Annotated in this window: 8 protein-coding genes; 3 read left to right on the top strand and 5 right to left on the bottom strand. The window is 34.0% G+C overall.

Annotated elements, in window-relative coordinates:
* Positions 1–653 precede the first annotated feature (653 nt).
* From IPK91_09795 to IPK91_09785, 3 genes are all read left to right on the top strand, one after another.
* Complete coding sequence (locus tag IPK91_09795; GenBank protein ID MBK8297549.1) at positions 654–3,959, top strand: glycosyl hydrolase; 3,306 nt, start codon at positions 654–656, stop codon at positions 3,957–3,959.
* Positions 3,960–4,198: 239 nt separating this feature from the next.
* Entirely contained in the window at positions 4,199–4,726 is a 528-nt protein-coding gene (locus IPK91_09790; GenBank protein MBK8297548.1) for a DinB family protein, read from the top strand.
* Between the two features lie 35 nt (positions 4,727–4,761).
* Positions 4,762–5,229: a GNAT family N-acetyltransferase gene (locus IPK91_09785; GenBank protein MBK8297547.1), complete on the top strand. Its 468-nt coding sequence runs from the start codon at positions 4,762–4,764 to the stop codon at positions 5,227–5,229.
* A gap of 58 nt (positions 5,230–5,287) precedes the next feature.
* On the opposite strand, the gene IPK91_09780 is transcribed toward IPK91_09785, so the two are convergent.
* The 5 genes from IPK91_09780 to IPK91_09760 all read right to left on the bottom strand — a co-directional run bounded on the left by IPK91_09780 (position 5,288) and on the right by IPK91_09760 (position 14,955).
* A complete protein-coding gene (locus tag IPK91_09780; protein ID MBK8297546.1) occupies positions 5,288–6,787 on the bottom strand; it encodes a T9SS type A sorting domain-containing protein in 1,500 nt (499 codons plus the stop codon).
* Complete coding sequence (locus tag IPK91_09775) at positions 6,762–6,935, bottom strand: T9SS type A sorting domain-containing protein (GenBank protein MBK8297545.1); 174 nt, start codon at positions 6,933–6,935, stop codon at positions 6,762–6,764. The genes IPK91_09780 and IPK91_09775 overlap by 26 nt, the downstream gene beginning before the upstream one ends.
* 1,559 nt (positions 6,936–8,494) lie before the next feature.
* Positions 8,495–9,808: an agmatine deiminase family protein gene (locus IPK91_09770; protein MBK8297544.1), complete on the bottom strand. Its 1,314-nt coding sequence runs from the start codon at positions 9,806–9,808 to the stop codon at positions 8,495–8,497.
* A 456-nt stretch (positions 9,809–10,264) separates the two neighbouring features.
* Positions 10,265–11,872: a hypothetical protein gene (locus IPK91_09765; protein MBK8297543.1), complete on the bottom strand. Its 1,608-nt coding sequence runs from the start codon at positions 11,870–11,872 to the stop codon at positions 10,265–10,267.
* A 68-nt stretch (positions 11,873–11,940) separates the two neighbouring features.
* On the bottom strand, positions 11,941–14,955 hold the full coding sequence (locus IPK91_09760; protein ID MBK8297542.1) for a T9SS type A sorting domain-containing protein: 3,015 nt from the start codon (positions 14,953–14,955) through the stop codon (positions 11,941–11,943).
* Between the last annotated feature and the right edge of the window lie 224 nt (positions 14,956–15,179).

The following is a 15,179-nucleotide window of genomic DNA, read 5'->3' as shown; positions in this document are numbered from 1 at the left end:
TAATAAAATGTTATCTGCGAAAATCCATCTTACCAAGGAGCATGAAATTCTGTCCCGCAGATTACGCAGATTGACGCGGAGAAGAAAAAATTACTTCTGCGAAAATCTGCGAGATCTGCGGGAGATTCTTCTTCATACTGATTACAATTGCATATGAAGATAATAAAATGTTATCTGCGAAAATCCATCTTACCAAGGAGCATGAAATTCTGTCCCGCAGATTACGCAGATTGACGCAGAGAAGAAAAAATTACTTCTACGAAAATCTGCGAGATCTGCGGGAGATTTTTCTTGATACTGATAACAATTGCATATGAAGATTATAAAATGTTATCTGCGAAAATCTGCGAGATCTGCGGGAGATTCTACTTGATACTGATTACAATTGCATATGAAGATTATAAAATGTTATCTGCAAAAATCCATCTTACCAAGGAGCATGAAATTCTGTCCCGCAGATTACGCAGATTGACGCAGAGAGGAAAAAATTACTTCTACGAAAATCTGGGAGGTCTGGGTGAGATTTTACTATAAGCTGAAAAAAATAGATAAATCCATTCTCCTAAGGCGATTTATCAATACGAAGTCTTTCGTAATAAATGATTTTTCCTTATCTTGAGCCCCATTAAAAAAACCATCTTTATTTTTACAACATGTCAAAGAAAATCTGTTTAGTAAGTGTTCTGATTTGCTTTTATAGCTTATCCACTTTTAGCCAAAAGAAATCAAATCCAATTGCTCCTGCGGCAAAAGTGGAAACCAAAGAGTTTATCAATTCCGGATTATTTGGAGAATTGGGATTCCGAAGTGTAGGACCCGCATTAACCTCCGGTCGGATTGCCGATCTTGCAGTCAATCCAACGAATCACAGTGAATATTATGTTGCAGCGGCTTCCGGTGGAGTTTGGAAAACGACCAATAATGGGATCAGTTTTAATCCGATTTTTGATGGGGAAGGATCTTATTCCATCGGTTGTCTGGCCATTGACCCTAAAAATCCCAATGTAGTTTGGGTAGGTACCGGAGAAAATAATAACCAACGCAGCGTTGCCTACGGGGATGGCATTTACAAATCAGAAGATGGTGGCAAGTCATGGAAAAACATGGGATTAAAACAATCTGAACACATCGGGCGAATCTCCATTGATCCTTCCAACTCGGACATCGTTTATGTAGCAGCTTACGGTCCGCTGTGGACGAATGGTGGTGAGCGGGGAATTTATAAAACCACCGATGGCGGAGCGAATTGGAAGCAAGTTTTAAAAATCAGCGATTATACAGGTTGCAATGAAGTTTTTGTTGATCCAAGATTCCCAAACATTGTTTATGCAGCTGCGCATCAACGTCAACGGAAAGTTTACAGTTATATCGGTGGTGGTCCCGAATCTGCTTTATATAAAAGTACCGATGGCGGAAGCAATTGGAATAAAATAATGAGTGGGATGCCAGGTGGAGATATAGGAAGAATTGGATTAAACTATTCACCTGTAAATCCGGATGTATTGTTTGCTGTAGTGGAAGCTGCTGATGGAGAAGGTGGTGTATATAAAAGTAAAGATCGTGGTGCGAGTTGGGAAAAGCAAGGTGGCTATTCAACCTCAGGAAATTACTATCAAAAGATTTATTGCGATCCAAAAGACATCAATAAAGTATTTGTAATCAACACCTATTTTGGAGTTAGTAAAGATGGAGGTAAAAATTTTGCAATTCTTGGAGAAAAGAGCAAACACATTGACAATCATGTGATCTGGATAGATCCAAGCAATACCGATCATTATCTGGTAGGATGTGATGGAGGTATATACGAAAGTTTTAATTCCGGAGAAGACTGGGCTTATAAAGCCAATTTGCCGGTAACCCAATTTTATAAAGTTTCCACAGACAATGCATTTCCTTTTTATAATATTCACGGAGGGACTCAGGATAATTTTAGTATTGGTGGACCATCACGCACCACCAGCATCAATGGCATCGTCAATTCAGATTGGTTTTTTACCAGTACTGGTGATGGATTTGAAACGCAAATTGATCCCTTAGATCCAAATATTATTTATGCGCAATCTCAATACGGCGGATTGGTGCGCTACGATAAAAAGAATGGTGAATTTGTAGATATCAAACCAATAGAAAAAAATGTTGTAGCCGCCTATAGATGGAATTGGGATGCGCCGCTTTTAATTTCCAAATACAACAACAAGCGTTTGTATTTTGCTGCCAATCGTTTATTTCGTACCGATGATCAGGGACACAGTTGGAAAACAAGTTCGCCTGATTTAAGTAGAAATATTGACCGCAACAAATTACAAGTCATGGACCGGGTTTGGAGTGTTGATGCCATTGCGAAAAATGGTTCGACCGATATTTATGGAAACTGTACTTCCATTGCAGAAAATCAATTTGATGAAAACACCTTGTATGTTGGAACAGATGACGGCTTGGTTCAAATTACCACAGATGGTGGAAAAAATTGGAAGCAAATAGATAACATACCCGGAATTCCGGAACGCAGTTACGTACATCAGATTGTCGCATCGCAACACGATCGCAATACCCTGTATGTAATTTTTAATCACCACCGATACGGTGATTTTCATCCGTACATTGTAAAATCAATAGATGGTGGAATGACCTGGAAAGCCATTCAATCTAATTTGCCGGAACGGGGATCACTTTATTGCATGGCGGAAGATCATATCAATAAAAATTTATTATTTGCTGGTACCGAATTTGGTGCTTTTTGCAGTATAGATGGTGGCGCAAAATGGATCGCATTAAAATCAGGTTTGCCAACGATTGCTGTACGTGATTTGGAAATTCAAAAACGTGAAAACGATTTGGTATTAGGAACATTTGGCAGAGGATTTTATGTATTGGATGATTACAGTCCACTGCGTTTCATTAAGAAAGAAGATTCAGCACAAATTGCAAAAATCTATCCGATTAAAGATTCCTGGATGTTTGTACCATCGGTGCCCCTGGGAGTGCGTGGAAAAGGATTTCAAGGCGAAGGATTTTATACTGCTCCAAATCCAAAAGTAGGGGCTGTGTTTAGCTATTATTTGCGGGATGATATCAAAACGATTAAAGAAAAACGCCGTGAGCAGGAGAAAGAAAAAATTAAAAACAAAGAAGCTATTTATTATCCAAGTGCCGATTCACTGCGATTGGAAGATGAGCAACCGGCACCACACATACTATTTACCATATCAGATGCATCCGGAAATGTAGTACGTAAATTAAAAGCGGCTGCTAAAAAGGGATTGCACCGGATCGTATGGGATTATCGCTATGCACCTTTTGGTCCGATTGATCTGAGCAGCTTTGATGAGTCATTTGTATTTAATGCACAGGAGACCGGTTACATGGCAATACCTGGCATGTATCGGGTAGCTATCAGTAAATTTGAAGATGGAGTTTATACAGATTTGGGATTGAATGAAAATTTTAAAATTCAGGCATTGAATCAATCCAGTTTACCGGCAGCTGATAAAAAAGCAGTGGATGATTTTTGTAAAAAAGTTGCTGAACTTCGCAGAGTGACCGGAGCAACGGATGCGTATCGATCAGAGCTCCAGGAAAAATTAAAATACATGAAGCGAGCGGTGATTGATGCACCTGCATTGCCTACAGCTGTTTCAAAAACCATCGCAGATATTGAGTCTCGTATGAATGCTGCCAACCTTCAATTAAATGGCAACGGAAGTCTGGCCAGGCGCGAATTCGAAACCTTGCCATCCATCAATGGACGCATTGGTACCATTGTTGGCGGCTTGTGGAGTACAACCGTTGCGCCCAGTGAAACGTATTTACAATCTTACCAAATTGCTTTGACGCAATTCAATGCTGTGTATAAAGAAATTAAAAGTATAGATGAAGCCATGACGCAATTGGAACAAAAATTAGAGATGCATTCAGTGCCATTTACACCGGGTAGATTGCCAGAATGGAAGACGAATTAAAGAGGAAGAGGAAATGCCACGAATGCACGAATGGAAGACACGAATGAAGAAACGAATTGAAGAAGGAGGAAATGCCACGAATGCACGAATTAAGGACGAATGGTAATCGAAATATAAAATTTATTTGTATTTCATTCGTGCATTCGTGGCAACTCTTCGCATTCATTCGTGCATTCGTGGCGATAAAAATTCTTCTTTATTGATAGATCATAAAATGTGAAGTATAAAAAAATCCCAGAATGTATCAAGAACAAATAAAAACTGAATTGCAAAATAGGCACCAAGGGTTTATAAATTATATCAATGAGCTCAATGAAGATACTTTCAATTTTAAATTTCAAGAGAAGTGGACAGCGGGACAACAATTAGCGCATATTGTAATGTGTGTCAAACCGTTGGTTGCTGTTTTTGGTTTAGATAAATTACTTATTGAACAAAAATTTGGCAAATTGGATCGGGAAGGTTTGAGTTATGATCAGTTGCTTACATCCTATTTAGAAAAATTCACAGCGGGAGGCAAAGCACCGGCAAACTATTTTCCGGATGTAATTCTTTTTGAAAGGCGAGAAAGTTTAGGTCAAAATTTAACGGAGCTCATTGCTGATTTGTGCTTGAAGATGGATAATTATTCTGAAGCAGATCTGGATCGTTATTGTATTCCCCATCCTTTATTGGGAATGCTCAGTTTGCGGGAGATGTTGTACAATGCCATTTACCATGTGGAGCACCATCACAAAGCGGCCATTCAAAATTTGCAAAACCGCTAACTTATACGTATTCGATTCTACTTATAATCAATATCATGAGCGAGACCATTATCCTAAAGGAATATGCTCCAGGTTTGGAGGATGCCATTAAAAGACTAAACTATGAATGGTTGGAGCGCTATTTTAAATTGGAAGCCTCAGACATCCGTTCGCTATCAGATCCAAAATCAGAAATTATAGATAAGGGGGGTTTTATTTTTTATGCTTTGCTAAATGATGAAATCGTAGGAGCTGCCTCCCTGTTAAAAAAATCGGAATCTGAATTTGAGTTGGGTAAAATGGCAGTAACTGCAAGTGCACAAGGCCTTGGAATAGGAAAACGCCTAATGGAGCATTGCCTGGATTTTGCTAAAAGACAAGGTATAACAAAATTAATATTATACAGCAATACAAAATTGGCATCTGCAATCCATCTCTACCGTAAATATGGTTTTGTTGAAGTTGAATTGGAATCGGGATTTTATGAACGTGCAAATATTAAAATGTCATTAGACTTGAAATGAAATAATAAATTCATTAGCTTATTAATCAAACTAATCTATTAATATAATGGGCTGCTTATTATAATTTAATAATTTTTTCTATATACTGTCTGTTATTACAGACAATTTTTACTATAAAATATCCATTACTTAAAAATTCAATATTTATTTGCCCATTTGAATTCGTTAATTCTATTAGTTTAATCAGCCGTCCAGACAATTCATAAAAAGATATACTTTTAGGTTTACTGGATTTAAAATCATAGGTGAGAAAACTTTCTTTAAACTCAATTTTATAATTTGATTCGCTCCATTCAATGGTCTTATCCGGAGGACACTCTGGAACATCTTTTCTATCTCTAAAATGAGGGTAATTTGGTACACCCCAGGAATTTTTAGTTGGCAATGGAATTGCTTGTTGGACCAGATCACATAATTTTCCTTTACAATTGGGACTATTGATTACATTAAGATATTTGCTATCCCAAATACCACTAATATAAATCCGTCCATCAGGAGCTAATAAGCCATGATTGAAACTTGCTATATATTCCTTACCACTTGTTAAATCTAAAGTATCTATTAATACCTTAGTTGATTCCACATCAGGATTGCTTACATCTAATTGATATAACAGTTTATCGCAAAACACATATAAATATTTTGAATTGGGTGAAAAACATAAGCCTCCAGATATATTGCCTGGAGGTACGCTTAATTTAATCAATCGTGGATTCAATAAAGATCCGCTTTTGGAGTCAAAATCAAATAAATGTAATCCATTCGCTATATTAAATCTTGCATACTTAGTTCTATCAGGACTAAAGCTAGCTTGACCTTCGAAATCAATATTGTTAAATCCGATCTTGCCTAGACAATCCTTTTTAAAAAATTCTATTGTATCAATGGAATACGAGAGAATACTATAGCGCGGTCTTCCATCCATTGGCAGAATGATCCACCAATCTTCATTATTATCTTTTTTGCACGCCGTAATGTGAGAAACGGTAATTGTATCATTATATAAACGTTGCCATACATTTATTAACTCACCATGTTCTTTTTTACTAAAATCAATCACGGCCCCATTCAAGTAACTATAAAAAAAAGATCTTAGGCTATCTTGTTCTGTACTAATACTTTGTGTATTCGTAAACAAAATCCGGAATTTATTTTTATCTCCAATAAAAGGTAAAACCAGAACGGATTGCTCGAAGGGCCAAAAAGCTCCATTTCTCTCTTGACAATAATTCAAATATCTATCTTTTAATAAGTTTGAATTTGAAACAGTATCAAAATTAGAATTCATTACAGCACAGTTGGTTGCAATTACTTTTAAATTCCCATCAGTATCACAAATTAAGCCTGCATCTGTATAAACTGAGGCATCCCCTTTAACTGCTGATACACTTAAGATAGTATCAGAGTTGAATTTAATGATTGTTATATTTGGATTTTCAAAGTTATACGTACCTAATATCCACGAATAATCCACTTTATTTTGGCATTTAATAGAAGTGCAACAGCTCATAAAAATACTCAGTATGAGCAGGCTAATTTTTGTAAATTTTTCGAACATTATTCAAATTTTTAATAAAATAAATACCTGATGGAATTTGTAAATATCTTATCAATTCATCACCGATGGTTTCCTGACTTTTATAGATTGAACGACCAAATATATCAAAAATCTCAAATACTTTACTGTCATCATTGCAAAATTGCAATTTAAAAATGTTAAAAAATATCCTGTCAAACTAGTATTTTGAGAATAGACTCCAGCCACTCTAATATCATTAAATGTGCAGTTTGTTAAATTAACTGATTTTGTACTTCCCTCTTGATAAACACCATATAAAATACCAGTAAATAAATTTGTAAAACTGGGAGACAAGCTATTCCTTAATCCAACACCTGCATTTCTTAGGTATATTCCAGAATGGGTAATTTCATCCGTTGTTCCTTTCAAAAAGCCATTACACATAAATGTATTTTTATTGAAAGCTGAAATAATAATAACTAAATTAAGGCTCATAGGGTTTTGCTTGTCAATTACAACACATTTTCTATTCTTATTGAATGTAGTATTTGAAATGTTAAGTACCACTTTAGACTGATCTATTACTTGAATAGCTCCTTCGGCATCTTCAATTAGACTATTAGATTTAGTTACAATTTGTGACTTATATTCTAATAATATTCCCTTCCAAAGCAATGCACATGTGAATAAATGGCTTCCATCAATTGTGAACACTTTTTCGCTTTCAATAGTAATTTTAACACCTGGATCAATTTTTATCTTGCTATTTAAAAAGGTAAAATTTTTATCAATTATTAAATCTCTTTGAATTCGAAAGTTACCAGTTAATGAGCTTACCGGTAGTTCTGTTACTCTATCAATATTTAAATAAAGATAATTAAGACTACATGGGTCTGGTTCCAGGCTTGTTGTGTCAGAAACAACTGTAATTATTGATGGATTGCAGTCATCCTGACTAAAATTTTGTTGGAATAAACTAATCACTATTAATGTGATAATTAATACTCTTTTGAAAATAGTTGTACTGGAAGTGAATAGATTTTTCATATTAAAAAGTGTTAATTAAAGAGACATAATTTCATTATTTAATTCAATATTTTTTGCATCAAATATTTATAAAAAGTAAAATCAGGTGGCTCATTATATAGTTATAAGCCTTTTTCAGAAATTAAAATATTAATTTTACAATGACCATAGAAATCACTAAACCTTGAACTGGCCTACTATCTATGCTGTTTCGAATGAATGTAGCCTGAAACTAATTGCCTGGAACTAAATTACAAATGCAATTCATCCAATCTAATGTTGATCAGGAAATTTGTTGATAGGGTGCTGATTTTTTTATTAGGTGATCTTCATAAATCGTATTACCTATATTCCATTGCGGATAAAAAAAATCAGCTGAAATAAACTGGCGGAATAGATTGTTCTGGTATCATAGCTATACTATTTTAATAATGAAATAATCAAATGGTCCTATTTCGGAAGCTATGTGACGATATAATATCTAATTATCCTATTGAAATGTTTTATAGTACAAATGTTGAAAAAGGAAAAAAACCATTTCCAAATTTTTAAGCAATTATTTTTTGAAAAATTCAAACTTTAACATATTAGGAAAAATCTAATATTAATTATTGAGATCACAAATAGATTGAAATCTGAGATTAAAAGGTAGTTATGTAGCCAAGCAAATTTCTACTGAGAAATAGTTTAATTACAACTGTAAATTGTGGTTTTAAAAAATCAAGGCAAATACTTAGATTTTCCGGGTTGTTCCATGGTAAGGCAATGTAATCCGCCGCCTTTCCAATTTAAGGGCATGGCGTCTATAAAAACAATCTGACTGTGTGGAAATTCAATTTTAAAAATTAATCTAACCAGGTCTTCTTTTGATTTAGAAGAGCCCATGTGTGTATAAGTAGGAAGTAAAATCATTCCATTGGTAATCACAAAATTTAAATAACTCGCATTGGCCACTTGAAACAATGTTTCACCTTCATTCGGCATTTCAGAAGGAATGAAGCCTTGACATGAAATGACTTCCATATCAAAGTTTGTTTGTTGAAAACAGCGCGCAGTTAATTTTTTACTGATTAAATCCGGCATGGGTACTTTAATGATATTAAAGGGCCGACCATCCTGATCCAATGCATTTTGAAGTATGGTATAATTTTCCTTCATGCGATCATGGTTGATTTGAAGAATGGGATTTCCTTTTATTTCGGATTCGTCAATCCAGGCAATAAAAATAGTGCTTGCATCTACAAATCGGACAAAACTGTCTGTGTGTCCACCCGTACCACAGGCAATGTAATTTTGATGAATTCTTCTAAAACAATGCAGTGGATCTTCAAGGAGTCCTTGTTTCAACCAAATAATATTTGTCACACCTAACAATCGTTTAAATTCAGATTCAATGGACCGTTTGGATAAAGCTGGATTTCTATCCATCACTGTGGATTCACATAAAATCAAGGATCCTTTTCCATTGGCTTCTGTGCCACCTCCTTCCTGAACGATCTTGGTTTTAATGATAGAAGCACCTTGACTGAGTGCAATCAAGCTGCTTACCTTATTGGTTTCTCTTACTTTTAGTTCCATAGCATCCAGGATGGCTTTTGTCTGTGCATTTTCACCAAACTGCCTCTTTAAAAAATCGGGATATCCATATCCATTAAAAATGAAATCGACAATTGCCAATTCACCCAGATCGTTTACTAAAAACTGTGCTCCAAAATCACGAATCCAAAATTGGGAACCTTTTATTATCTGAAAATGAATTAAATCCGGATTAATGCCTTTAGATTTAAAATAATGAGATGCCTGTAGTTTCAAGCTATCAGAATCAACAGCCAGATTTATCTGAACTTTATGACTGATTGCTTTAATAATTGACACGAGAACAGATTGATATCCGTAGGAAGTATCAGCTTCCCAACCCAACCACATGGCGTCCTGGTGCTCCCATGCAGCGGGAATATGAAATACTTTTTCCTGATTGTTACAAGCACACAACAAAAGCGTGGCTATACCAAAAGCAAATACTTTTAGATACATTTTATACAAACTAAACTACTACCTACAATATACAGCTTATAAATCGGAACTGTCAAATCCAATCCATAACTGTTTGAAATTCAATAATTAATTCACTCAGGCAAAGTATCGCAATATTTTACAGCGCAAAAAACTTTAACACTACTTAGAAAGTGCTTAGAAATCCATAATAGCTGTGTTTAGGCATGGGTTTAAAGAAAATTTGGGTTTTTGGCTGGTTTAAATTGAAGAATTGGGGAATATTGATTTTGTATTTTCTGTTTTTGGTTTAATTTGAATGATCATAATAATTTAGTGCATTTCTTAGGCTATGCACATGGCAAAAGAGATGTATCCTGAATTTGATGTCGAGGATTTTATAAATCTTCCGAATTACAAGATATATCTAAAACTTATGATAGATGGAAAGCCGAGCAGACCTTTTAGTGCTCAAACATTGAACTATAATTTTAAGAATTAAGGGACGCTAATTCTATCGTACTGAATCAATTCATTTTTATCGTTATAAATATATAAAAAGTAGTTCCCCGATAATAGACCGAGGGGTAACTCCAAAATATATTGCATACCTTTACTTGGTTTGAAAGGAATCGTCTTAATCATTTTTCCATTTAGATCAAGCAATGATAAATTATAAGTATTCTTTGAATCAATGTTGGAATGCATGTAAAATATTTCTTTGACTACATTCGGATATATATTAAAGATTTTAGATTTCGTTTTTTCATAATTAAAATTCTTTACAATTTCATCACAACCAGGAACCAAACATCCTAAGCTATCTATGTGTAATATCCATGATTTAAGCACTTCGTCCTTAATATCCGCCACCGTTGCCGCAACTGCATAAGTATTAAAAGGAGTTGAAGTTATTTGTTGAAATTCCATCCAATAAGCGCGATCAGATTCAAATGATATTGGCTTATATTTTCGGAACCACAAACTATCTCCAGAGAAGGAATTTTTGAAAATAAAGCCTCTGCTGCTGCCTAATACATCGCCCAACATTTCTCCACAGGTTAAATATCCAGAATTATCAATGGAAGCAGTCATTGTTCCTAAAGTATAATTCGGGTAATATTTGATGGGATTGGGTTCAGAATACATTTTAACTTTATTATACACAGTATCTAATTCAGGGCTTAAATAAAAAACATAGGGAATAGATGCAAAACAATCATTACATTCATTAGTCAATATAAGTTCATTCAATGTAATAATAAAACGATTTGAAGAATCACGCATAATGGTATATGTATCTGTTAAATAAAAACCGAAATCACCATTAAGTTCAAGCGGTTGGCGTTTAATGATATTTCCAACAGAATCGATTTTTAAATAAGCAATAGTAGTTACTATGTTGCCTTGGCGATTCTTATATTCCCTTACCTCATTAATAAGTTCATAATTATTACCAGTTTTACCAACCCAATAACAATATTCCCTATACTTGGTGTCTGGAACTTTAATGACCTTTATAATATTAAGAGTTGAATCAAATTCCCATATTTCCGTGGTTACTACTTTATTATTATTTTGATAATAAAATACCGAAGCGATTAATTCGCCAACGTCTGTTTTAGAAATGAATTCAATATAATGATGTTGATTCAATGAATCAATTTTTTCAATTAAATTATTACTTTTCAAAATTTTACCCATCTTTAAATCCAATAAGACCAAATATTTGTCAGCATAGATGGCTCCATTATCTCTAAATGAATGAAACACAATCGTACTGTCATTTATCCTATAAATTTTTGACGTTCTGATTCGAAATGATTTTTGATAATTACTATCAATTAACAAGGAAGTATCAAGCATTTTGCCAGAATAGTTAAATTTTGCCATGTACGGCCAAATTCCAGGCTCAAACCCCATTACCGTACTATCTTTTCTATCTCCTAAAAGATAAATATAATTTGAATCTGCATAGACCATAAATCCTCTTGACTGCGATCTCAAACCTCCAACATTTGGAATCAAATCAAAAGTCTTTATCTGAGCGAAAAGAAATTCAGATATATTAATCAATAATATTATTACAAGTATGATTTTTTTCACTGGCATGACAAAAAGCAAAGGCTATCAATAGCCTATAGCAAAGATAGCCTTACTCCTTAATATTCTATCTATTTTATTATTAGTTTTTTCTGAATTAGTTCATGACCAACAGTATCTGAAACTTTTAGTACATAAAGTGAAGGTGGCAAAACATCATCCAGACAAAATTGCTCATTGTCTTTAATTTCGGTATTCACAATTTCGACCCCATTAATATCAATTATTTTAACCCTAAAATTAATCCCTCGATTTTGTGATTCTATATGCAAACAATTTTGAACAGGATTAGGATAAATAAGAATCTCCTCCTGTATTTCTTCTTTATTTGTTTCTTTAAATTTATTCACATATTGTTCCAATTCATCTTCAAAGGGACTAATTCTGATTCCATATTCTAGGTTAAGAAAAGCCCGAATTATGGAAGTATAATCACCAAATGATAACCGGGCATATTCTTCCAATTCTTTAATATCTTCAACATTAAGATTTGTTAGTAAATAATTTTCGTCAACAAAGTCATTAACCCAGTCTAAACAATCTAATAAATTATCTTTATCCAAGATATCCAAAGTATCCGATGGATTTAAATTATTCAGGTAGGTAATCATTCCATCATAATTGTCTTGGTATAGTAGTTCTAATAACACTAATTGATTTACAAGTTTTGGGTTTGCTTTACTTTCCCATTCTGTAACAAAAGTTGTGTCAGTTATATATGCAGTATCAATAAGAGAAAAGAGGACAGCCTGTCCCATTTTTACTTTCGTATCACTCATTCTTTCTTTAATCATAACACTTTGGGCGGAATCAGCATAGAGCAATTGGTTTTGTAAATAGTCGTATAAGCTATCGTTAACAGTCCAAATTGAATCTCGATATTCCTTATTAACAAATTGGGATTCATTCTCATTTGGATTAGACAATGCTGTTGGGTAGTCATTTGTACAAGTTTCATTTTCGTTCCCCCTAGCTTCTTGAACTCCCAAAACATAATCGAATCGTTGCTGTGTTTCATCAGGTTGAAAATTTCTAGTGGGTCCACCTTGGGTTATAGCTATCACCATTCGAGGCATATTTCCATTTTCCCATTTATTGCCAGAAGATTGTAATTGGTTTCCCCAGTTTGGTTTTAGCTCTTTTACAGGATTGGTAAATAATGCTCTAATCGCATCATTGGTATCATCCCATAAATTACAAAGGACATTAGTATTTTTATGACTCCCTGAGAATATCGCCTTATTTTTATCAAACAGATTGTTTATTAGATTCATAGATTCAGAGGGGTTATTCATTGCAAGTCCTTTCAAATATCCGGTAAAAGTATTATTATCCCATGTTCCGTAGCATAAAGATAAACTTTGAACTGCTCCCTCTAAATAATTATGAAGCGCTGTAGTTTTATTGGTATTGTTCCTAACGGCAATTTGAGAATTATATATTTTATTGTTCTTTAATATTAATCCACCTAAAATACCATCGCTTTCTTTATCAATAGCGACATCAAAGTTTCGAAACTTGGAATCGTTAACATCTAATTTGCCATTTAAATGTTTTATTCCCGTTCCAAATTTATCAATTCCTGATGCAATTGTAATGTTCGATTGACCCATATCAAGATCAGCACCACGAATAGTAATCTGGGTATTTGAATTCTCATTTTCAACATTTATAGTAGATTGCTTAATTATAATTTTGCCATCCGGATACGCTGTATAATATGGCGGGGTACTACTCGTACTGCTTTTGTCTTTAACATTCATGACCACTCCATTATTAATAAAATTGGAGTGATCTATTAAAATGCCATTTGTTCCATTTAACGCTTGAATTCCATTAAGTGAGTATTCAACCACAGAATTATCTGTTATTAATAAATAATCTCCTCCACTTTGTAAAGAACTCGGACTTAAACCATCACCTGTGATATAAATTCCATCCCATTTTCCAGAAAGGCCTGGACATGCGCTGTTGGCGGCATCAGTTGTTATTTTTGTCCTTACTAGTTTTAAGGAGGCACCATGAAGTATGTTTATTTTTTTTCCAGCACACAGCTTCACAACATCGTCAGTCCATTCTTCCTCCTGATCAATAGTTATATCGTCACAATTTTGGTTAAGATTCGCGTATGGATCTTGACTACAATCTAGTAGGTAATTAGGGTAAATATTCTGATATTCTCCTTCCAAAGCTTCATGCATTTTAGCAATCTGACAAGCTGTAAATCGGCTATGACAATTATAATAATAAGACATATAGTTATCATAGGGGATGTCCCATTCGGTGGAGGTATCGTTGTACCCATCCGGACAATTGGAATAATAATTGTTATATGTACTACAACCGGGCTTAAGTGTGCAGTTGGCAACATAACTTTTTAAATATGGATCTAATCCAGTATCGCAAATTCTGTCACCTGTATTTTGGCACAAAGGTACATTATTACCATCTACCTTATTGTGATTTTTGGGTTCATGTAAGAATGTTGTTGTTCCGTCAAAATGAAATTTTGTTTCAAAAGTATGAACCAATGAAAGAGAATGTCCCAACTCATGGACAAATGAGCTAATAATGTTGCTATTATCATAAACAAAATATGGGTTTGCATACGGAGCACCATCTAAAGGAGTTTGAAATTTATAAAAGTTAAGCGAATTTTCATCAACATCCATAAAGTCTTCTGGATCCAAAGGGTTTTGCGTGCCTTCAAAGCCCAAATAATCTTCGAATTTATCTTTGGTTGTTAAATCATTAGGTATATCACCTTCCTTCCCATAATGAATGCAGTTATAATCAAAAGTGAACCTGATTTTTGCATCAAAATATAGATTATTTATTTGGGCTAACCAACTCCTAAACTGTTCTTCGGGAGGAAAATCGTCGGGCTGTCCATTTGTGTTATTCAAAAAATGAAACTTAATTCTAATACACTTCCAATCTCGTGTGGCTTGACAATCGGGATATTGATAATTCGGTTCATTTGGATCAGGAGCGAAACCGCATTGTCCAAACAAAAAGAAAGGAAATGATACCAAAAATAAAATGACCCAGATTACACTGGCTAATTTGAAATTTAAAGATTTCATAAAATAGAATTTAAAGTGAATTAATAATATCTTGACTAAAATTCTGTTGGAATAAACATATCACAATTAAAGTGATAGTTAATACTTTTTTGAAAATAGTTGTACTGGAAGTGAATAGATTTTTCATATTAAAAAGTGTTAATTAAAAAGAAATAATTTCATTGCTTAATTCAAGTTTTTATTCCATAGAGTATTTTTTAAATAGTAAAACCAGATGGCTCATT

Source organism: Saprospiraceae bacterium (assembly GCA_016712145.1).
Classification (GTDB): domain Bacteria; phylum Bacteroidota; class Bacteroidia; order Chitinophagales; family Saprospiraceae; genus Vicinibacter.
The sequence above is the reverse complement of the archived record's forward strand: the minus strand, read 5'-3'. Positions and strand labels throughout refer to the sequence as shown.

Coding starts and splice junctions, on each gene's coding strand:
- IPK91_09795 (MBK8297549.1), top strand. CDS start 654: ATGTCAAAGAAAATCTGTTTAGTAAGTGTTCTGATTTGCTTTTATAGC.
- IPK91_09790 (MBK8297548.1), top strand. CDS start 4,199: ATGTATCAAGAACAAATAAAAACTGAATTGCAAAATAGGCACCAAGGG.
- IPK91_09785 (MBK8297547.1), top strand. CDS start 4,762: ATGAGCGAGACCATTATCCTAAAGGAATATGCTCCAGGTTTGGAGGAT.
- IPK91_09780 (MBK8297546.1), bottom strand. CDS start 6,787: ATGTTCGAAAAATTTACAAAAATTAGCCTGCTCATACTGAGTATTTTT.
- IPK91_09770 (MBK8297544.1), bottom strand. CDS start 9,808: ATGTATCTAAAAGTATTTGCTTTTGGTATAGCCACGCTTTTGTTGTGT.
- IPK91_09760 (MBK8297542.1), bottom strand. CDS start 14,955: ATGAAATCTTTAAATTTCAAATTAGCCAGTGTAATCTGGGTCATTTTA.